Origin of the sequence: Halomarina rubra, from assembly GCF_023699475.1 — an archaeon.
Classification (GTDB): domain Archaea; phylum Halobacteriota; class Halobacteria; order Halobacteriales; family Haloarculaceae; genus Halomarina; species Halomarina rubra.
In genome coordinates, this window is sequence record NZ_JALXFV010000007.1 from 212037 (window position 1) to 233707 (window position 21671).

Here is a 21671-nt window from a genome sequence, read left to right on the forward strand (position 1 = left end):
CGTCGGTCTACGGGCAAATTCGCTGGCTTTCACAACAGTTATGACAAATTGTGCGCTCACCACGGGACAGGATACGAACACGCGGCAGAATATACCAATGATTGCCACGTTCACAATTCAACAACCGACTCTCTTAGCAACCCTCCGAGCTGTACCGTCGGCACGGGTCATCTGGGAGCAATCGGATACCACCGCCAACGGTGAACACCTCCTGATGTTCTGGGCAGAAACGAGTGACTTGGAGTCGTTCGAAACTGCTCTCCAGCACGATTCGACCGTGACGGCCCCTCGTGTGTTGACGACGACGGGCGACCGCCGGTTGTATCAGGTCGAACACGTCGGGGAGGGGAAAGCTCAGAGCGTTTATCCCACTATCGTCGAGGCCGGAGGCATCGTCCAGCAGTGTACTGCTACCCACGGGGGCTGGACATTACAGGTCGAACTCCCCGATACAGACTCTTTACAACACATTCACGAGTGGTGTTCGCGCCGCGACCTCGAGTTCACGCTCAAGCGAAAGTACGAGCAGACCGATAACGACGGAAACACAACGACGTACGGGTTGACTGAAAAGCAGCGGACACTCCTCGTCCATGCCACACAGGACGGATACTTCGATGTACCGCGAGGGACGGACCTCAACGTGCTTGCAGCCGAGTTAGAGATCAGTCATCAAGCGGCATCCGAACGACTTCGGCGTGGTGTCGATCTGCTGGTCCAGCACACGATTCTCGACGACGAGAGAGCTTCGCAGACACTCGAGCGGTGACTGGCGTCGTCCAGTTATTTCGTCCACTCTCCACAAAGGACAGGTGGTAGGGAGGAGCGGGCTGGGTAGAACGTGCCTCTGACAGGTTCTCCACCGCAAATAAGACAACGGGTTGAAACGAACTTAGTGTGCGGCTTGCATAGCATTGTTTACTGGAGATGGCCAACTCTTATTGTGGGAGACAGAGAGCGTCAGTCGACCAGCGGCTACATATCCTGGAGGCTACCCTACGATATCGGCGGGACATGTAGGCATGGGATTGTTCGGTCAGTCAGAGGCGGTCGCTTCCGACCCGCCTGTGTCGAACGCACCGACGGAGTCCCCTCCACATCTGCATTTGCCATCTGTCGTCGGCAAGATGAACGATCCGTCATCGCGTTCTCGAGCGGTATACGCTTGCCCACACTCGCTACAGAGAACGATCGTCCGCCCGTTCACTGGTGAGCCTCTGCCTGCAGGCCTCTTCTACGTCCCATGGTCCTCAAGGAAATCTTGTTCATCGTCTAGTCATTGGTCATCCACGACAGGTGGTAATGCCACTCCCCAATTGTTGGGGCGCCACGATTCACACCCCGCACAGTTGGGTGGTGGCCACTTGGTGTAGACGCGTGTACGTGATGTTGGTCACATCTTTGACTCATCATGACGACGACGGCAACTGTCGAACTTGCGAAGCCGTCACACTGGTAACGGACGACGGAGCCGACCCATGCCAGGAGACGATTGTGGATGACGACCAGTCCGTTCGCTGTGGCTCCATCGCGACTGGCAGGTACCGGCTTTCTCCAGAGGCAGGTGGGGTAGTCACAAACTGGCTTTGTCGACGCCACAGAGACCAACTCTCTGACATCATCACGACAACACTTGATTCGTGCTGAGCCCTCCGTGCTACGTTCGTCGTCAACGACTGACTTCGATACACTCGCGGCACGTGTCTAACAGCTGAGTCACTGCGAGTCAGCGTGAAAATAACGCCGCTCAGTGTTTTCCGGTGTTGTTAGATGCAGAGCGTGGGTCTATCAGAACCAGTCATCAAGATCGAACTGAGTGGTCTCCTTAATCGTGAGTGGTTGCTGCGGCGAGTCTGCACCGTGGAGACGGAAGTATCCCCCATCATCGGTAGAGTACTCTCCGACAGTCGCACTGCCTCCAACGTGCATGTCGTTGAAATCGGTCCGATGAGCCTCTCTTATTGGACCGGACTCCCCCTCTCCGGGCATGACACCGGCGATATATTCAACGTCAGTAAACCGCTGGGCCATCACTTCCTCTTGCTCCGCCGATACGGATAGCTCACCTGCGCCACCGTTGACCGCCGCGTACTCAGGGTCATACTGAGCAATCACTGATTTGCCGTCACCTCCGAGAGACAGTATCGCCGCACTGACCCAGACAGGGCCACGGTCGTTGGTGGGGTGTGCAACGGAGACGGTTTTTCTGAACACTGTCCCGTTCGTCCGGTCAAGATATCCCGAACAGCCGGCAATGGCACTGAATCCTGCGGCAGCAACACCAGTGAGGAAGTCGCGGCGGGAGGGCATATTTTCAGCTTCGTGTGCCAGTGTATATGCTTTTGCAGAGTACTGTTAGACTCACGGACCTACCTAACAGCAGAGTTACCCGAACCGGCCTGAAATCAACCCTTCTCACTACTTGCCGGATTTGTTAGACAGAGAGCGTGGGCCTGTCATTGTCGGATGTCACTGTCCCCGAAAGTTTATGCTCGAACTCAGCTGAACGATTGACATGGCCCTCCCTCGACTGCGCGCAAGCGTGCTCGCTGTTCTTCTCGTGCTCCTCGTCTCGATAGCCGGATGTACACTCCCAAGCACGGGAGGCAGCACGCAATCGCCCACACAGACACCCTTAGACACGACCACACCACCGACCACGACGGCCTCGGCGCCGGATGCTGTGCGAACGCACTGTCCGTACACGCTCGATACAACAGCGGTCGCTGACGACGGTATCAGCCCCAGAGCTACACAGTACAACTACTCGAATCTATCCGGTTCCCGGCAGACGGAGTTCAAGACCGCTGTCGAGGACGGTGGGGTCGTTCTCAGCCACTCAGTGCCGGACATCTGGGCAGACGACGTTGTCGTCTGGTATCAAGGCGAGGCATACTCCGTCGTGTTCGTCGGGTGCTGACAAGAGTCATGTGTGGAAAATCGATTTCCGCTCGTTGTTCGGAGCTATCGAACCTCGCCCCACGTGCCGACGAGTTCTCCCTCGTAGAATCGGCGTTGCTGGAAGCCAAGCGCGTTGCAGAGCATCGTATGACCCATGAACGAGACGGCGTAGTCGGCCATCCCGAACGGGTGGAGTTCCTGCTGATTCGCCGGTGGGAGAATCGAGCCGAGGAGATTGATTTCGGCGTCGCCGGCCCGGAGCGACCCGGCACCGACACCCTCCTCGCCCCCTGTCTGCATCCGACCTGCAACCTCGCCGCCAGCAGCCGTGAAGGCTTCGTCGTCGACGATGGTCGCCGGTTGGTCGTTCACATTGGGGACGTACCCGATCTGTGGACTCTTCCACATCTCGCGCTGGAGCGGTCTGATGTCGTCGAGCAGGTAGTGTTCGAAGTCCCGGTCGACTAAGTTCGCGATCCCGACCTCGATAGTCTGTAGGTCCTCCGCAGCGATCGCTTCGGCGTCACCTACGTCGAGTTCGTCGAGGAGGTAGAGACCCCTGTCTGTCAACACGAGGTCCCCTCCGACCTTGACGAACTCCTCAATCGCCGCGACGTACTCGTCGCTGTCACGACCGACGTCGTGGGAGACGACGAGTTTGTCGTACCGACGCTCGCCGGAGTTGCCACGCATCAGCCGGCCGATCCGTACGTCCTTGACTCGAAGCCCCTCCAAACTCCCCGACTCCAGGTTCGGTGCGAGGTCGGCGAAGAACTGCATCGGATTGACGACGTACTCCTCTTGGGAGTACCCGAAGGCCGCCTCCGGGTCGGGGTGGTCTTCTTCGCTGTCGACGGTGACGATATCTGCCTCGACCTCCTCAGCACCGTCGAACTCGATCGTCCAGTCGCCTTCTACGGGTCTCGGGACGTAGAAGCTCCGTTCGTCTGTCTCGGCGAGGTCGATGGTACGAACGACCTCCCCGCCAGGATTGACTAGGTTCACGACCCCTTCGTCGTTTCCGTTGTCGTGGAGCTGGACGGCGAGGGAGTGTGTCTCCTCCTGTGAGGGGACGGCAGACCCCCCCGATGGCCCGGATTGGACCGTCTCGTGTCGAGTCTGGACCTCCGTCGCTCGGTCCTGACCAGGGCCCTCGCCCTGACCAGGGCTCTCGTCAGTGTGTGACAGGTCCGCCGACGTGCGGGTGAGCTCCGGCGTCGTCACGTAGGCGGTGTCTTGGTCACCCGTCGCGACTGTCGCGTCCGTGTCCGCCGCACACATCTCGGCGAACTCGCGCATCGAGAGTCGATACGCCGTCTCGAGGTGACGCTCGATGTACGGGCGCCAGTTCACCCAGGCTCGCATCGCGAGTTCCGGAGCGACCGTCACAGCGCCGAGACCACCGAACTCCTCTGGCTGGCCCGCCCAGCCGAGCAGTCCGCCGGTGATGTTGTAGCCCAGCGAGTCGTAAATCGACCCGTAGTCGAGCAGTTCGTCCGGGACGTAGTCGTCGGGGTCGCCGAAGATGGTGTCCTTACCAGCACGGATGGTGTCGGGAGCGATGGCCTCCGGGCTTCCCCACTGGTCGGTCATCGCCGCGTCGATGCGCTTGTTCACCTCGTCGAGGTTGTGGGTGCCGTCGTGTTCGTACGCGGCGTTGGACTCGAGGTTCAACACCATTGTGTCCGCGAACCCCATCATGTGGTAGTCACAGAGGTATTCGACGTTGTCGTACCCACGGAGGTGGCCGACGGTCGCCAGCGCGTCCGGGACGACGTCGTCGTACCCCACCTCGTACCCGGGGCGAACGTCGGGGGCGTCTCCGTGGTCGGCCGGCCAGAACGCTGGGTTCGCCCACCCGATCGTCGGGTACTGCCGGTTGGTATCGACTTGCGATGCGTTCCCGCGGTAGTGGCCGTAGTGTGGGTCACCGAAGAAGGCGGCGTACGGGTTCGGGCCGAACTGTGGCTTCCGGACCGTCCAGCCGTCCGGGTTGATGTACACCCAGACGATGACGATGTCGTCGAGGAGACTGCTGAACGCCTCGGCCTCGCCGTCGACAGCGTCCTCGATGATTCGGCTCCCAGCCTCGACGCCCGCACGCTCGTTGCCGTGGATACCGACGATGAAGACGGCTTTGTCTTTCTCCTGGAACGACGCCTCGTCCTGGATGTCGTTCGTGAGTTCCGCGACGTAGATGTCCTGTGGGTCGGGGTTCTCACCGGTGAAGAAGTTCTCCCAGCCGGGTCCCTGGCCGATTCGGTGGACGCGCACCATGTCGGGGTACTCCGCTGCGAGGTGGTCGAGTGCCTGGCCCGCTTCTGGATGCGAAATCCAGTCGCGTGCGTTCTCGACGGCCGGGAAGACGCCGTCGGCATAGGGGTCGTCCAGTCTCCAGAACGGATTGGCACCCGGTGAGAAATCGACGTAGTTGATGCCTCCGATCTCGGTGAGTGCGAACTCGAGTTCCTGTGCCGTGAGATGAGCGTGTGCAGACGGGTTGGGGGTCTCACGCGTGACGACCTTCGGCGCTCGCTCGTCCTCGTCGACGTCCCACTCGGGGTCGCCGTACTCTTCGTAGAACGCGTCACGTGACTCGCTATCTTCGAAGTCGATCGCGAGTGCTGCTTCGTACTCCGCGGGTGTCGAGTTGACGACGAACTCCGCGAGGTCCGTCATGGAGTCGTCGTCGACGGCCTGTCGACCCTTCTCGCCAACTGCCGTACTCGGGAGCGAGAGTGACGCTCCAGTCACCGCGGCGACTCGGAGGAACGTTCGTCGGTCCACCGAACGGCCTTCGAATACGGTCTCGTCCAGCGACACAGCCTCGCGATAGCTGTACCGTGACTGTTCGCCGGTCCGTTCCCCTGAGGCGTCATCGTCAGTGTCTGGTCGTGTCATTGAGTATCGTGGGTGTCGCCACCACGTACCGAGTCAAAACCCTCGTCAAATAAGTATACTCATTAATACATACATGATAGAATTTCTCAATATTCCTAGTAAATAACTTCGTTTCAGAATTCGCCATCTTCGAATCATTTGTACTCGTAGTAGCGACGGCCGATGAATCGAACCCTCCGCAATCGATGTCGGGGTGAAGGCGCGAAGTGTCGGGGAGATCAGAGAACTATTCGCAGGGAACGAGTCCTCAGACTGGGCGACGCAGTGATGTTCGACTGCCCGTCGTGTCCAGATACCGACCTCGACAGAACCTCTGCTTCCAGAAGTTGCGATCGGAGCGCTCAATGCATGGGCTCGACAGAATGGAATCAGCCACCGCACAGCTTTCCGGTATTGGTAGACACAGAGCGTGAGTCAATCAATGGAGTGCTCAACCCCTCCAAGCTCTGCCAGTTCCCTCGTGCTGCACACAGGGCGCGTATTCAGTGACAGGTCTCGGCATCTTAGGATGTCGTCATAATGCAAAGTCCTCAAGCGCCACGTTCTCCTGATTACTAAATCTAGCAGCCATAGAAACGCTGGGAATCATAGTGGCGATTGCCCTGAACTCCGATTCAGGTCCAAGCCATCGCTCATCAACAACGCCCGCTGGAGCCGATTCAATTTTGGTACTTGATGTACCACGGAAGACGATGTCACCGATGTCTGTCTTTAATTCAAAAGATTGCTTGTGCCCCTGGTCTGGGCGCGTATTCCCTCCATCAATGAAAGTGATGTGATCATCGCTATTTCCCAGAGGGGCGCGTTGGACCAACAGACCGTCGCCGTTCGGCCAAATAACATATTTGTCAATATCACCGTCAATTTCGTAGAGAACGCCCCAAACATGATATTTTAGGTTTAGTTCAATTTCGTCTTCGGAGAATTCTGCGTCGAAAGAAATCTTCGCGAATAAATCCACATTGTCGTCGTATACTTGGAGTTTTACTTTACTGATTTCTACCATGAACTCTCCACTGCTAGGATGCATTATAAATGTAACATAAATAATCAATTCTTATTGTCACGATTCGAATTGTAATCTACAGGATGCACTCTCTGTATGCAGCAGACCGGTGGACGATATGTTCTTATCCTAATAGGATTCGCCCCGTTAGACTCGCGGCACGTGTCTATCAGCTGAGTCACCGTGACTCACCGTGAAACGAACCCGCTCGTCGATTGCCGGGATTGGTAGACAGAGAGCGTGGGCATGTTGTGTGAAGTCAGCGCCAGCGACCTAGAACTGACGTCGTAGTCCTCCGCCTCAAACCTCTGTGAAGCCGGAATGACCCTCACCGCAGCTCGAAGATATGGACCGGCCAGTCCGTCTCGTAGTCGAGTGCGACTTCTCGCTCAGCGGCCGTCGGCTCGCGCACCGTGAGTTCGACCGAATCACCGATGGCGACGTCGGCGTAGTCGGCGGCCACGCGGCCAAGGAGGCGACCACCGTCTGTGAGTTCTACGACGGCGACCGTATAGGGCGCGTCTGCCGCGAACGCAGGGGGCGGCGTGTGAACCTCCGTGTACGAGAAGACCCGGCCTTCGCGCGACTGCGGTTCGACGTCGACGGCGCGACTCCCGCAAGCGTAGCAGGCCGGCCGCGGCGGCAACAGAACCTGTTCACAGTCCGCACAGACCCCGCCCAGAAGGTCGCCGTCAGCGAGGGCGTCGAAGAAGCCCGGAAGTGTCCGCGAGTCGGTTGCATCGAGGTTACCGGCAGTCATGGTGCCTCCGCCGTTGTGAGCACGTGGCCGACGGTGACGGCATCTGCGACACCTCCTTCGTTGAGCAACAAGGCCGTCTCAGCTCCCTCGACCGCGCGGTCGCCTGCGCCCCCCGTGAGCTGTTCGTAGGCTTCGAGCGCCTGCAAGAGCCCGGTCGCACCGATGGGGTGGCCACGGGCCTTCAGTCCGCCGCTCGGACTCAGTTGCACGTCCGTCCAGCCGTCAGCCCGCTCTGCCGGCGCCTGGTAGCTTTGATAGCCCGTTCCTGCGGGGGCGAAGCCGGCGGCCTCCGCGAGTAGCGCCTCGCAGACAGTGAAGGCGTCGTGGACCTCTGCGATATCGACGGCCGCAGCGTCGATTCCTGCTTCCTCGTAGGCTGTCTCTGCGGCGATGCGAGCGCCCGCGATATCGGTCATGTCACGCTCGGCGACCGCGATGTTATTCGCGGAGGCCCCGGTCCCCGCAATGCGAACCTGCGGGCAGTCGAGGTCGGCCGCCAACTCGGCGGTCGTCACAAGAACGACCGCGGCGCCGTCCCCGACCGGCGCACAGTCATAGAGCTTCAGGGGTGGGGCGATGGGGGCAGATTCCAGGACCGTTGCCACGTCGATCTCCTTCGGAAACTGCGCCCGAGGGTTGCGAGCGGCGTTGGCGTGGTTCTTCACTGCGATCTCGGCAAGGTCGCGTTCCGTGGCGTCTGTTTCGTGGAGATAGCGCTTTGCGAGTAATGCGTACTGGCTGGGCGCGGTAATCCCGGAGCGCTGCTCGAGGGCTCGGTCGAACGCCGCCGACAGCGCGTCTGTCGCACCGCTGGTTCCTGCGGACGTCATCTTCTCTACACCGCACGCGAGCACGGCCTCGTGCTCTCCGTTGCGGACGTCCTTGACCGCGTGGCGTAACGCAAGCGCGCCCGCAGCGGCACACCCTTCGACTCGCTCGGCAGGGACATGACGGAGGCCGGCCCACTCGGCCAACAGCGTCCCGTACATGATCTGGTGTTCGTAGCTCTCAGACTGATTGCCGACGTACATTGCCTCAACGAGCTCGGCAGGGTCGGGGAGTCCGTCGAACGCCTCCGCGAGGGCGACCGAGAACAGGTCGCGGCCCGGAAGGTCCGTCCGGCCGAGCGACGAGGCACCGACCGACGCGATGACTGGCTCTGGCATGTGTATCTATCTGGTCACAATGAGCCTAGTTAGCTATTCGCATTGTCAGGCTGGTGAATCTAGAGCTGTTTCGAGTGGGGGGACGACCTGTTTCTTGCGAGAAAGTACTCCTGGTAGTGTAGCCGTCCGTTCGTGTATTTCGATGTCGAAGGCGGTGGAGAGACCCCTGGTTTGGTCACCTGCGACGAGAAGCTCCGACTGTTCTTCTAGAAGGTCCGTGATGAGTACGAGAAGCAGGTCGTACGTTCGTTCCACAACGAGTTCGTCCATTGCTTCGAGAACGGCGTCTCGCCGGTCGAGTGCGACTGCTGGCTCGACAGTTTCGACTTGCCCGATTCCCACGTGATGTGTGCCTATCTCGTACTCTTTGAAGTCACCAAGGACGAGTTCGCGAGGCGCTTTCTCCCCGAGTTTGCTCTTTTGCTGGAGAAGTCGTTTTCCGTATGCTTCGTAATCGACATCGGCGACACTCGCCAGCCGTTTGGCCACCGCCCTGTCTGTGTCGGTTGTCGTCGGAGAGCGAAGCACGACGGTATCACTCAGTAGGCCGCTGAGGAGGAGACCTGCAGTGTCTTCCGAGAGTGGCTCATCAGCGTCGTCGAACAGTTCGGTGAGAATCGTTGCCGTCGACCCCACAGGCTCGTTGCGAAACCTGATCGGATTGCTCGTCATGACGTCTCCGATTCGGTGATGGTCGATTATCTCGGCGATTTCAGCGTTCCGGGCACCCTCTACTGTCTGACTGTACTCGTTGTGGTCGACGAGAATCAACCGTTCGCCAGAGGCGTCGGTGAGCAGAGTGGGCGAGTCACAGTCCCACTGGTCGAGTACAAACTGCGTCTCGGGGTTGAGTTCACCCGCTCGGGCAGGGACGACTCGTTCGCCTTGGGCCTGTTTCAGGCGGGCATACGCAAGTGCCGAGCAAATCGTATCTGTGTCGGGTTGTTGATGCCCGATAACATACGTTGGCTGTGACATCGTTACCAGCCGGTATGAGGAGAACTGGTATCCGCCTATTGGTTGCCCCCTCAGCCCGATAAATACGAATGAACAGCCCACAGAGATTCGACGTGGAGATCCACGACCTCAACTAAGATGAATATCTTGTTCAGAGTCGCATATTCACTGTCGCCGTTGGCAACACGACTTCCGAACTCTGTGACCCCATTTGAGGAGACGTACGCCTCAGCAATGTAAGAGGCTAGTCGGTAACAGCACCCCGATTCTCAGAAGTGAAGAATCAGTCTCTATTTATATACTCTCGCCAGTCGTGTGTTTAGCCGTAGGGTGAACAAAATGACTCAAACTCCTTCGGCTCCCAACACGTTCGAAAGCCGCCTGGGTGGCATCACTGTCACCGGTCGCGCGCACAGCCTCAGCGCATGGTTCGTCCTCGCGCTTCGACTCACCATCGGGTTCGCGTTCCTGTACTCGGGGGTCGATAAGATTCTCAACGGCTTTGCCGCTGGTGGATACTTGAACAACGTCGCAGCGACCAACGGGAACCCACTGGCAGAGATGTTCGCCTGGATGGGCTCGACGCCGTGGTTCGTCGAATTCGTGAACGTCGCTGTCCCGTTCGGTGAAGTCGCGATTGGACTAGGCATCATGGTCGGTCTCCTGACCCGCCTGGCGGCATTCTTCGGTGCCGGCATGATGCTGTTGTTCTACTTCGGGAACTGGGATATGGCCCACGGGTTCATCAACAGCGACTTCATGTACATGCTGGTGTTCCTCGCTGTGGCCGCCTTCGGTGCGGGCCGTATCCTCGGTTTAGACGCCGTTGTCGAACAGTACGAAGTCGGCGGTCAGCCGCTCATCGAGAAGTACCCCGCACTCAGCTATCTCTTCGGCTGAGTACCAGATTTGTTCTGGACACGACCGCATCCTCTCTTTCATCATCTCGACTTCGAGCGAGACCATCCCCCACGTCGTTAGCGACCCATGACTAACGTCAGGGGCTTTCGTCCTGAATATGTATGAGTCGAAGCCCTTACGCTAATATAGTATCCATGAAAATCCCTCTATCATGGCGAACGCGTGGCCTCAAATGGACACGCCGGCCCTCCAGAGTGTGCTTGACGCACTCGACGACCCAGTGTGCCGGGAACTCATCAAGCACCTCGAAGGGACAGCGACCGTAAGCGAACTCTCGGAAGCCGCCAACGTACCGCTCTCGACGACATACCGAAAACTCGACCGGCTCGAGGAGGCGTCGCTGTTGAAGACCGAGACAGAGATCCGCCGCGATGGCCATCACACGACGCTCTATCACGTGGACTTCGAACGAGTCGTCGTCGCCCTTGACGAAGACCGAGAGTTCGAGGTGGCCGTCGAGCGCCCGCCAAAGGGTGCTGAAGAGCGCCTTGCGGCACTCTGGTCGGAGGTTCGAAAGGAAACATGACACACGTTACCACGATACTCGTCGCACTGAAGACGATTACCTTGGCCCTCGGTGGCCTCATCACATTCTTCGCCTATCGGGCCTACCAACGGACGGCTGCACAAGCGCTTGGCGCACTCGCGCTTGGATTCGCCTTTATCACCCTCGGTGCACTGTTAGCCGGTGCCGCTCATCAGGCGTTCAACATGGATACCGACGTGGTCCTCGTGATTGAGAGCACACTCACGGCCGCAGGGTTCGGTATCATCGTTTACTCGTTATACGCTGAGTAGTGTTGCCTGCTGGGTATCGACCCCTTCGGACAAAGTGAAATCCCGGATTGAGGCCATATCGTCGATGCCACTCTGGCCGTTCGAACAGCAACGAGTGCACCGGGGGATTTGAGGACAGAACTGTACCAGAGACGGTACCCAGTACGGGCACGGACCTCGCGTTGTGCCGATTCTAAGGTGGTGAGAATCAGTTTCTCCCGTTATATCGAATAGCCGCAAAGTTCAGAATGTACATGACGAACTCGATTGGCGCCCCAGGAACCGGAATCTCTCGTCGACAGTTCCTCGCAGCGACCGGCAGTGCTGGCCTCTTTGCGACCGCTGGTTGCACGACGCTCTCCGAACCATCGGCGAACGTCGTTGATGTCGGTGGGCCAACCGGGATGCAGTCCGACCTCCCGTGGACCGGGCGACCCGAAGTCGTCAATCTCGATGCCCGTGGACACAAAGTCACCATTAAGTCCGTGATGGCGCGTCACTCCATCCACCCCGGTGAGACGATGGGTGGGCCGATTAACCTGCCCGTCGTTTGGGCGTTTCAGGCCGATGACGGTACGCCGAGTGTGCCCGGCCCCATCCTCCGGTGTACAGAGGGTGCAGAGCTGAAGATCACCCTCGACAACACAGAGATGCAGGTCCCTCACACGCTGCACTTCCACGGCGTCCGCAAGACGTGGGAGAACGATGGCGTCCCGACGACGACGGGCATCACGGTCATGCCCGGCGAGAAACACACCTACACCATCCCAGCGAACGTCGCTGGAACCCACCTGTATCACTGCCACTACCAGACGCCGATGCACATGGACATGGGGATGTACGGCATTCTCCGCGTCAACCCCGAGGGCTACGAGGAGGCCGACAAGGAGTACTTCATGACTGCAAAGGAGTGGGACACCCGCCTCTCGCGCCAGCACGGTGGTGAGAACGTCAGCTACGATCTCACCAACCGCCGTGGTGATGCATTCACGCTCAATGGGAAGTCCGCGCCTGCGACGCTCCACCCCGAGACCGGCTCACCCATCATCGTTGAGTCGGGAGACACCGTCCGCATTCACTGGGTCAATGCCGGGTTCATGAGCCACCCATTGCACGTCCACAATCACCGCTTCCGCGTCGTCGAGAAAGACGGGAGCCCGATGCCCGAGGCGCTCCAGTTCGAACAGGACGTCTTGAACATCGCGCCCGCCGAGCGCTACACCGTCGAGTTCGAGGCCGACGCTGACCCCGGAATCTACCTCATGCACTGCCACAAAGTCGACCACGTCCGCAACGGGTCGTCGTACCCTGGTGGGATGCTCAACGCCGTCGTCTACACGGGGGCGATGGACACCGACATCTTCCGGTCGCTGATGGACTACGCGGGGTACGAGGCCTGAGCGATGACCGATTGTACCAGCACTCGGCGGCAGTTCCTCGCGACAACGGCCGGTATCGCTGTTGGGGTTAGCGTCGTCGCCAGACCAACTGCTGCCCAATCGAATCGCGTCGACCTCTCGAAATGGTTCGGGAACACTGACGGTGTGTCCGAGGTGGTCGACAAGCGAGGCGAGTCACGAGTCGAAATCGCCGTCGGTGGATCCGGCAACGGTGGCGCATTTTCCTTCACGCCTCCTGCCGTCCGTGTCGATACCGGCACTACTGTCGTCTGGAAGTGGACCGGCAACGGCGGCACCCACAACGTCGTGGCAAAAGACGGCTCGTTCGAATCCGAGTATCACGACACGGCAGGAACGACGTTCGAGTATACGCCCGATTCTGCTGGCGTGACTCGGTATTCCTGTGCACCACACGAAGCGATGGGTATGAAGGGCGCACTCGTCGTCGGTGATATCGCCGTTTCACTGGGAGCGGTCGTGGAGGCGACACCTGGCTCGCGACCCGAAGAGACCTTCAACGGCTGGTTAGACGAGACAGATAACTACGACCGTATCGTCGACGCGCGCGGGAAAGAGCAAGTGACCATCGAAGTCGGTGCCCAGGGCAACGGTGGGCAGTTTGCGTTTGAACCGGCAGCGGTCCGCGTGGACCCCGGTACCACAGTCGTCTGGGAGTGGGTCGGCGACAAGCGCTACGACGTCGTTGACACTGACCTTGAGTTCCACAGTGAGACCGTCGCTGGCGTCGGCAACCGGTTTGGCGTTGAGTTCGACGGGCAGGGCTGGAGCTCCTACGAGTGTTCAGAACACGGCCATCTCGGGATGCGCGGCACCGTCGTGGTCGGAGACGGCCCAGACACTGTCATTTCAGAGACGGGGCTGGCCGTTGGCGGTGGCTTGGTGTCACTCCTGTTCGCCCCGATGATCTATGCACTAGGCCTCCACGTCCGGGACACTACCCAATCCAATATCGGCCCGGAGTGATCGTCGCTGGCATCGCACACCGTGGCGTCAAGAAAGATTACCCCCTCCACGCCCAGAAGGACGTGGAATCCGGCCATCGGATTCGGGCGGTCGTCCTCGAGGGGCAGTCGGTCTTAGGAGTAGCTGCTAATCTCTTCTGGTTTCGACACCGCACCGTCCCCACGGCCGATACAGCCTTCCGATAACGGTCGTCCCGAGCGCGACAAGGAGGGCACGGCGCGTCATATCACACATCAGTCAACGCGTGGTAAATGCCTTCTGCGGAGAATGATACACTCGCGGTACGTGTCTAACAGCTGAGTCACGTCGGTCGGTGGTGAAACGAAATCGACTATTGCTTTCCGGTATTGGTAGACAGAGAGTGTGGGTCTATCGCTATAACGCAAATTGTCTAAAATTTATCAAAATAATCGTACTGAATATATTCTCTATATTCAGTAGGTGGGTGAGCGAGATGTGTCTCTCCAGACATACGGACTGCGGTGCTACTCGTCGTCCATCTTTGTGCGCCTAGTAGATGATTTACTCGTCGCTCTCAAAGAGGTGCTCATCGCGTGCTCGTCCTTAACATCTCGTCGTCCTATTTCGCCGGCCAGCGGCATCAAGAGTCCCAACATCACTACTGCACCGACGACCAACATAACGAGGACATCCGGGTCGGCAAAGTTCTGAGCGGCCACGACGAGTGCGGCTGCGACGTTTCGCTGTCCGGCACCCAACGCCGAGACGACACGAGTCTCTCGCTTCGGGCCACCCAATACGTACCCAAATCCAGCTACGAGAATGACGAACGATACCAGTGCGAGGATGGCCCCGGTCCCGATGACACCGACGATGTTCTCTAAGTTGAGTACCACCACGAGCACCAACAGGAGTATCAACCCGGTGTTCGACGCCTGGTTCAGCGTCAGTCTGAGGGCGTTTGAGACGGCCGAATACCGAATCGATACGAGAAGCCCGATGGTCAACGGGATGAGCATCGTCACGACGAGCGACCTAGCGATCGCGAGCGGGTCGACCGCGACCCCCGGCAACACGAGCGGAAGCACCAGCGGAACGTAGACCACCGTCGTCACCATCAGCAGTACCATCAGCCCGCTGCCCTGTTCTATCTCCAGAATTGAAATCTACCCTGAAAAACAGAAGTGTCCTCAAGGCCGTTTGCAGTAGCCACTTACCCAACTTCGAAGCGGTTAGCGTAAGAGTTTAGCAACGAGCCATCAGGCGTCGTCGTAGAGCAGTAATAGCAACTTTCGCTCCCCGGTTCGGACGTGCCAGCTGACCGTGGGTTGTGAGACACCGAGCATCGACGCGAGTTCCAGACCAGACGTCTCTCGCGGCCACTCGAAGAAGCCACTGAAGTACGCCGTCTCGAGCACCTCGTTCTGGCGCTCTGTGAGGGGGGCGCGGTAGTTGGCCTCAAACTCTGCGAGCGTCCACACCGGGCGGTCACGGTACGTCCGGGAGAGCAACTCTGCGCCCTCGTAAGTGTCGACGACTATCTGGGTGAACGCCCGGACCTCCCCACTCTGAGGGAGTTCGACGGTAAGGCGTCCCTCACCGTCCTCGGCGGTCATCGCGGTCGGATGCGCGCCGTGATCGACGAGTCCAGCGAGGAATCTCGATTCGGTGATGTGCGCTTCGTAGTAATGCCCGGTGTCCCGCTCTGACAGCAGCGTCACCTCACGAATCGAAGGGTCTCGGTCGACGTACTCGTACACCCGTTCTGGTTCAGCTCCGTCGATGGTGAAGAATACCCGAAAGCCGCCGCTGCTTTGCTCGATGAGTGACTCGAACTCGAACGTGCTCCCGGTGGCGGCGGTGAACTCGAATGCGGTACCGACGAGTCGTTGATACCGAAGACGATTTCGACGGCCTCCTCACTAACGAGCGCTTTCTTCCGTTCGAGTGCGCTGATCGCATTCATCGAAGCGAACCACCGAGAGAACCCTAACCCCCAGTCAAAGTCACAACGGCACCGGGATAGACAACGGGCCAAGGCCAGTTCACCCCATTCGAATCTAACGTTCAATCAGAAGCATCTAACAGTGAGTCACGGACGAACTCAGTGGGGTACAGCGCGGTCAGGCCCGGAGTGTTGATGTTGAACTGGTGAGACGGGGTGTTGACGCTGTAGGTTTTCTCGACGCGTGGTTCACCCTCCAGTGGGTCGTTCAGCGCCTGAAGCACCTCATGGGCGTCTTTTCGATTCATCACTATCCAGATGGCTTCCTCAGGTTCGCAGTCAGCGATCTTATCAAAGTCAGCAGGTGCGGCTCGTCTGAGGTCGTTGTTCACGCGCTCAACCTCAACAGTGGCGACGATGTTCCCATCTTCATCGAGGCCAGCAACGTCAAGACGTCGCTGTTCATACTTTGAAGCAGCGTCTTCGGCGTCTTCACTACCGCCCATGAACGCATCTGCGGGGAGTATGCCTTCACCGAGTTCGTAGTACGGCTCGACAGTCACCACATCGGAATCGGAATCAGCAGCCATCTGGTCAAGTAATCGCATTCCGAGAATCACTCCAAAAACGTGTTCAGTCGACTCTTCGAGGTCCCCTTTTCCATGGCCGTAGTCGAGTCCTTGGCGATAAGACTCACCGATAATCGACCGGCCTTCAGATGAGACCGAGTACATCCGATGAGGGTGGTCAGTGTCGTGACGAACGAGCCCCGCATCAACGAGTGCCTCTAGCTCGTCGGTGTCGATATCGACGTATTCGATGAGTCGAATCATCGAGTCGTACAGCAGGTCGTACTCACGGGAATCGTAGCGGCGCTGAGCGACGTTGTACACAGCCTGAATGAATAGTAGCTGTTTCAGCGACCACTCGCTTGCTGCGATCTCGTCGGAGGTGAGCTTGAGGTTGAACTCACAAATCGGGATGTCATCAGCGTCCACATCATCCATGGAGTGACAGCATTCGATGGCTCGCTCCATCCCATCGATGGACGGGTCATATCGATTCGAGCAGCTGGCACAACAGAGCGCATGAGCAGCGTCATCGTAGGTGACGGCATCGGGGAGCCGCCGAGTATGTGCCAACAGCGTGTCGATACGCGTCGTGGGTTGGGTCTGTGGAGGTTCCTCTGACTCGTCGCTTTCATCAGCCAGTTCATCGGCGTCGGTGGTATCCCGCTCTGACTCAGAAGCGGACCTGAACAGCGACCCCTCGCCATACGGCAATCCTGCCGTCCGCGCCGTCTCGAACACGACTTGCTCGAATGCCTTTTCGAAGTCTCGCTCCTCGCTCGCCGTAATCGGTTGCTCACTCGCTGGGTGGCCGGGGGCAGGCGGCAGTGACCACGCCAGAAACGGTTGAACCGTCTCCTGACCGAAGTCCGTGCCGGGCCGGACCAACCACTCACCACGCCGCATCGCTGTCAACCGCTGGTCGACCTCCTCACGAGACATCGACTCATTAGCGAACACTCGTGGCAGATCAGAGTCGACCGTGACGTTACCAACGACGAACGTCGCCGTCTCATTGAGCGCCTCCTGATACGTGTTGTCCTCAGGATTCGACGAATCGAGTTGCTCCAGGAACTGGACGCCAAGCAACATTGAGAGCCCGAAGCTCCGGCCTTCCGAAAGCAGGGTGTCGAGGAGGTTCGTTCCGCCGACCTGCCTGGCCTCTTCGAGATAGAGGTTCACCAGCGGCAGGTCATCACGACCCTCCTGCCGAGCGCGTTCTTTCCGAGCTTTGAGCGCCGTCCAGAGATTTGAGAGGATGACGAGCGTGAGCGTTCGTTTGATGGTTGACTCCATCCCCGCAAAGTCGAAGATGACGACCGTATCCTCATTGAGCAACTCGGTGAAGTCGAAGTGGGGCGTCTCGCCATCAGCGTCATTTGTCGATAAATCGGTGTCAATGTCTTCGCGAGGGACGTGGTTGAACAGCGGAGCGAGTCTGTCATCGGTTGCGATCGTCTCGACACGACCCACAGCACCCGAGAGAATCTTGTTGAGTATCTCCGGGTCACGCTCGATGAGGCCATCGAAATACGCCCCCAACTTCTCGTCGCTCGTCGCCGGCAACGCTTCCAAGCGTTGGGTCCGCTGGAGTGCCTGATAGAGGTCATCGTGTGAGACTGCATCCGAGCCGTTGACCGGGTCATACAGCGCCCGCAGGTGATTGCGAATCGCCTTGACCGATTCGGCAGCCTCGCCGTATTTTTCGGCGCCGAGGATACCCTGTAAAATCTCTTCATAGTGGCCAGCCTTCCGTGAACGCGCTTCTTCACGGGAGATGCCTGCATCAATGAGCGACTCGATATTGAAGAATGAGAACGCTGGCAACACGCGGGAGAAGTCGAAGTGTAGCACGTTTTCTAGATTTCCGTGAGCAGCGTAGTGGATGCGAAGGTACTCTTCGGCCGTCCCGCCGCCCTTGTGGTCGAAGATAATATCCAGCCCCTCAGTGGCCATCGCGTTCGTCAGCGCTGCACCCATCGTGAGGACGGACTTGCCAGCCCCGGTGTCACCGACAACGACGAGATGCCGGTCCTGCTGGCTTGGACGGAGATAGAACGGTCGACCGTACGGCTGACGGTCGTGGGTGAGTGGCATACACAACGCCATTCCCGGTGGCGTGTAGTTCGCCAGTTGCTGTGGTGGTGGGAGGGTGATACCGGTCCGCTCGGCAGGGCGTATGGCGAGTGCTCGCTTCCCGTTAGGCGTCAAGCCAGCACCGTCGACGAGGAAAAACCCAGGAAGCTCAGACCGGCCAACGACGATTCCATTGCTCTCTGAATAATGAGCCGGTGAGTAGCCTCTCCAACCCCCGTATGACGGCTCGTGGACTGTGCGGTCGATAATCTCGTTGAACAACGCGAGGCCGGGCGGGTCGTCATTGAGCGGCCGCAGGTCGGCATCCGTGACGACCTCACCGTGGAGTTTGTGGTATGGACCATCGAGACTGCCAAGCGCCGTCGAGAGGCGCCTCGCGATTTGGTCAGCGTGTTGTTGGTTGTCTCTGGTGAGTGCAACCGCTCGCATCGAGACACAGAACGTTCGCTGTGAGTCGCGAGTGCCGATAGCGTCGATACGGCGTTGGTCAGTCCGACGAGGCGTGTGCTCTTTCCGATCTTCGTAGGTTCGTGGGAAGATGATATCACGTATGTAGTCAGAGATGGTCACATCACCCTCCTCCATGTCGGCAACGTACGCTCCTGCTTCGCCACTCCAGTCGTGATGCAATCCGCCAACGACCTGGTAGACAATCGGGACATCAGCGTCACGAATCGCCTCGATGAGCGTGGCGAGCGGAATACGCTGTGGTGCAGTTCGCTCGTACTGTTCGCGTCGGCGATACGATGGTCCGTCGACCGATTCCGCAAACGTCGCGAACGGCGTCTGCCAGTCACGGCCTCGCGTCGTTCGCCCGTGGTACTCGACACCGGCGACATACGGTTCGAGGGTCGTCTCGATCGTCTGGCCCGTCTCGAACGTCATCGTCTGTGCACCCGTCGAAGGGTTTTCTACGGGAAGACACTCCTCAATGTATCGTGGATGCCAGTCGACCTCTTGAAACTCGTAGTTGTTCGGAAAACACGTCCTGAGAATGCCCAGAAGATCGTCTGTGAGGTCAGGGACGCTGATACCGGCGAGATATCGTATCTGTGTATCTGCTCGCCCATCGGAGACGAGCAACCATTCGAACTCAGGTATCTGTGCTGTGCCACGAATAGTGTGTCTGAGCCCAGTCTTAGTCGCCACCTCGAGTAGCGTTGCAAGCGAATCCAAGGCCTGCATGACGGGGGCTGCGGTCACCATCGAGTCAGACGGGCGAATCTCGATGTAGGGTCGAGGTTCGACTGAGTCAGCGGCCGGGAGATACGTCAGTTCGGCAATTGGGATAGGAAGTGCACTTGTAGCCGCCGAGTCCCCATCATCTGTGGGGGAACCAATGTGGCTACCGGCCACATCGATGGCATCTGTCTCACTCCCCGGTTGCGTTTCATCAACCGGTGGCTTCCCCGAGTCAACACCCACGGTGAAGTCCCTCCGTAGATGAGTTCTGTACTTTGATTGTGGCAAGCCCCTCTGTGCAAATCAGCACATTCACGAATGAACTCCGAGATTGCGAGAGCACAGCCGATGCCACTTGCAGTAATGACTGAATGTGTATACTTTGGCGAGTCTCGAACCCACCCAGCGCCATCATCATATACAGACAATCGATTTCGAGTATTTGGCTATTTCGCCAATTTCAAGCCACACATAACGTTCAGCCACGGTTCAGGAACTCGACAACCAGCCCCCAGTTGCGGAACGGAGCGGACGTCACCAGAATTGACAGATATAGATAATAATGAGAGTTTGAGAGCACGTCCACAGAGGATAGTAAGTTGTAACGAGCGTCTTCGCGCCGACCGTGTGGGCTGTCACGAGAAAGTAAGAATCTCCACAATCAGCAGGAGATGCAGAGTGCCACTGAGAGATGCTAGAAGCGGACCTCCGTACTCCGTTGGTCTTCACAATCGCTCTGTATGGCCGGAAGAACCCTTCGGCCACGATGCGTGAGAGAGTGTGTGGTGGGTGCGTCGTCGGTGACTGATGCAGGGGTGCTGTGAGTGAGAGCTGGTTGTGAGCGTGCTCGCGGTAGCAACGCCAGGGTATGAGATGTCAATGGCAGTCGGCCAGCCAGTGAGTCGAAGCGGAGGTTGGGACGGCCGGTGGTTCACACACGGTTCTCGTCGTGCGGTTTTCGGTTGTGTGAGCGCTCATGAGTGGGGAGCATGCCTGTGGCAGCCGAGGTGTACAATCCAGAAGCGAGGGGTAGGAACGCTGAGATAGTCGGTGATGGATAGTTCGTAATCAGCAGTGAATGGACACACACCTCGTGGTGAGCGCATCGTACGTATTCCATAACCGTTCACGAGAGGGGTTCTTCCGGCTTTAGAAGCCGATTGTGAGAATATGAGGGGCGTGGAGAGTAGTCGAGACACGCGATAGAGCGTCGAACAATTTGGAAACCGAGTGTGAGCGTGGGTAGCGAGTCCGTCTTCAGATGGTGGATCACACCTGCGCCTGTGCGTGAATTGCTGTGAGAATAGTACAGTGCCAGACCGACTTCCACGGACTTCTTTTATCTGTAGTGAGGTATAGAACGCGATGACGTGGCGTGAGAGCTGGCCTGGTAAACCAGACTTCGAGGTCGATGCGGTAACAGTCACAATCAAAGCATCTGCCATTGGTGATTGTGGATTCATTGAAGCCTACGTCGAGAACCACGGCGACGTCATCGAGTTTGCATCTGTCGAGGCGGCTCGCGAGGAACTCACAACGCATCGGACAACTGCTGAATTAACGCTTCAGCAGGCGGCCTACAACGACCCCGCAGAGGTTGATTTGTATCTCGTGAGTCTCGGCCTCCATGGCTATAGTGCTGCCGAGCGTGGGCCACCCGAGGAGGGTTGGACGTTCAGACCAGCGGCGAACCAGTACGGTGCCTTAGGCGAGGCGCTGTTCACCGCGACACCGCATGGGACAAAGCCACTGAAGCAGTTCATCACTCGCGATTAGGAAATTGACGAGGATCTTCGTATGCAGGTCGACCCTGCACCACCCGTCGTATCGAACGATGCTGGGACGTGGCATCCGGATTTCGCAGCCGATGTGAGGCAAGAGTGGGGGCCAGCACTGCAGCGATATCTCTTCGAGGTGAAGACGGGTACTGGTGAGTTAGAACGCTCACAGGAAGCGACGATGCGTGAACACGCTCGAGCGCACCGAGAGTGTGTAATTCACATCAGCGCTGATATCACGGGGCTTCCGGGTGAGTATTCTGTCGAATTCCACCCCATCGAGTGACTGTGGGTCGGGAGAAGTCGTTCAATTGGGCTCCCCCATGCTTGGTCGGGGCTTGCCTCACGCGGTTGAGAGCGTGCTCC

The 21671-nt window shown here is 58.5% G+C and carries 16 protein-coding genes and 2 pseudogenes; 8 read left to right on the forward strand and 10 right to left on the reverse strand.

Annotation, left to right across the window (positions count from 1 at the left end; translation table 11 throughout):
* The first annotated feature begins 97 nt into the window (after positions 1-97).
* Positions 98-769, forward strand: a complete 672-nt coding sequence (locus M1L36_RS13785) for a helix-turn-helix domain-containing protein (protein ID WP_250874333.1) — start codon at positions 98-100, stop codon at positions 767-769.
* A 1019-nt stretch (positions 770-1788) separates the two neighbouring features.
* Here M1L36_RS13785 and M1L36_RS13790 read toward each other — a convergent pair.
* On the reverse strand, positions 1789-2310 hold the full coding sequence (locus M1L36_RS13790; protein ID WP_250874334.1) for a twin-arginine translocation signal domain-containing protein: 522 nt from the start codon (positions 2308-2310) through the stop codon (positions 1789-1791).
* A 205-nt stretch (positions 2311-2515) separates the two neighbouring features.
* On the opposite strand from M1L36_RS13790, the gene M1L36_RS13795 reads away from it, so the two are divergent.
* On the forward strand, positions 2516-2920 hold the full coding sequence (locus M1L36_RS13795) for a DUF7979 domain-containing protein (RefSeq protein WP_250874335.1): 405 nt from the start codon (positions 2516-2518) through the stop codon (positions 2918-2920).
* Positions 2921-2964: 44 nt separating this feature from the next.
* Here M1L36_RS13795 and M1L36_RS13800 read toward each other — a convergent pair whose 3' ends face one another.
* The 5 genes from M1L36_RS13800 to M1L36_RS13820 all read right to left on the reverse strand — a co-directional run bounded on the left by M1L36_RS13800 (position 2965) and on the right by M1L36_RS13820 (position 9712).
* Positions 2965-5802, reverse strand: a complete 2838-nt coding sequence (locus tag M1L36_RS13800; protein WP_305794519.1) for a M14 family zinc carboxypeptidase — start codon at positions 5800-5802, stop codon at positions 2965-2967.
* A 514-nt stretch (positions 5803-6316) separates the two neighbouring features.
* The gene (locus M1L36_RS13805; protein ID WP_250874337.1) at positions 6317-6808 is read right to left on the reverse strand and encodes a hypothetical protein; all 492 of its coding nucleotides are present in this window, start codon (positions 6806-6808) and stop codon (positions 6317-6319) included.
* A 328-nt stretch (positions 6809-7136) separates the two neighbouring features.
* Positions 7137-7568: a Zn-ribbon domain-containing OB-fold protein gene (locus M1L36_RS13810; protein WP_250874338.1), complete on the reverse strand. Its 432-nt coding sequence runs from the start codon at positions 7566-7568 to the stop codon at positions 7137-7139.
* On the reverse strand, positions 7565-8734 hold the full coding sequence (locus M1L36_RS13815) for a thiolase C-terminal domain-containing protein (protein WP_250874339.1): 1170 nt from the start codon (positions 8732-8734) through the stop codon (positions 7565-7567). Before M1L36_RS13815 ends, M1L36_RS13810 begins: the two co-directional genes overlap by 4 nt.
* Positions 8735-8779: 45 nt before the next feature.
* Positions 8780-9712 carry a manganese-dependent inorganic pyrophosphatase gene (locus tag M1L36_RS13820; protein ID WP_250874340.1) on the reverse strand — a complete coding sequence of 311 codons (933 nt, stop codon included), beginning with the start codon at positions 9710-9712 and terminating at the stop codon, positions 8780-8782.
* A gap of 318 nt (positions 9713-10030) precedes the next feature.
* On the opposite strand from M1L36_RS13820, the gene M1L36_RS13825 reads away from it, so the two are divergent.
* The 5 genes from M1L36_RS13825 (at position 10031) to M1L36_RS13845 (ending at position 13773) form a co-directional block, all read left to right on the forward strand.
* Complete coding sequence (locus M1L36_RS13825) at positions 10031-10591, forward strand: DoxX family protein (protein ID WP_250874491.1); 561 nt, start codon at positions 10031-10033, stop codon at positions 10589-10591.
* Positions 10592-10784: 193 nt separating this feature from the next.
* Entirely contained in the window at positions 10785-11138 is a 354-nt protein-coding gene (locus tag M1L36_RS13830; RefSeq protein WP_250874341.1) for an ArsR/SmtB family transcription factor, read from the forward strand.
* The gene (locus tag M1L36_RS13835) at positions 11135-11410 is read left to right on the forward strand and encodes a DUF7521 family protein (protein WP_250874342.1); all 276 of its coding nucleotides are present in this window, start codon (positions 11135-11137) and stop codon (positions 11408-11410) included. The genes M1L36_RS13830 and M1L36_RS13835 overlap by 4 nt, the downstream gene beginning before the upstream one ends.
* 233 nt (positions 11411-11643) lie before the next feature.
* Positions 11644-12789 carry a multicopper oxidase domain-containing protein gene (locus M1L36_RS13840; RefSeq protein ID WP_250874343.1) on the forward strand — a complete coding sequence of 382 codons (1146 nt, stop codon included), beginning with the start codon at positions 11644-11646 and terminating at the stop codon, positions 12787-12789.
* A 3-nt stretch (positions 12790-12792) separates the two neighbouring features.
* On the forward strand, positions 12793-13773 hold the full coding sequence (locus M1L36_RS13845; RefSeq protein ID WP_250874344.1) for a halocyanin domain-containing protein: 981 nt from the start codon (positions 12793-12795) through the stop codon (positions 13771-13773).
* A 485-nt stretch (positions 13774-14258) separates the two neighbouring features.
* Here the strand turns inward: M1L36_RS13845 and M1L36_RS13850 are convergent, their stop codons facing one another.
* The 4 genes and pseudogenes from M1L36_RS13850 to M1L36_RS13860 form a co-directional block, all read right to left on the reverse strand.
* Complete coding sequence (locus tag M1L36_RS13850) at positions 14259-14864, reverse strand: hypothetical protein (protein WP_250874345.1); 606 nt, start codon at positions 14862-14864, stop codon at positions 14259-14261.
* Between the two features lie 129 nt (positions 14865-14993).
* The gene (locus tag M1L36_RS21635) at positions 14994-15215 is read right to left on the reverse strand and encodes a helix-turn-helix domain-containing protein (protein ID WP_369694259.1); all 222 of its coding nucleotides are present in this window, start codon (positions 15213-15215) and stop codon (positions 14994-14996) included.
* Positions 15204-15593: pseudogene (locus M1L36_RS21640) on the reverse strand (bacterio-opsin activator domain-containing protein); the annotation flags it as partial. The gene M1L36_RS21635 and the pseudogene M1L36_RS21640, both read right to left, overlap by 12 nt.
* A gap of 208 nt (positions 15594-15801) precedes the next feature.
* A complete protein-coding gene (locus tag M1L36_RS13860; protein WP_250874346.1) occupies positions 15802-19551 on the reverse strand; it encodes an ATP-binding protein in 3750 nt (1249 codons plus the stop codon).
* Between the two features lie 1341 nt (positions 19552-20892).
* On the opposite strand from M1L36_RS13860, the pseudogene M1L36_RS21795 reads away from it, so the two are divergent.
* Positions 20893-21591, forward strand: a pseudogene (locus M1L36_RS21795) (DUF8081 domain-containing protein).
* Positions 21592-21671 lie beyond the last annotated feature (80 nt).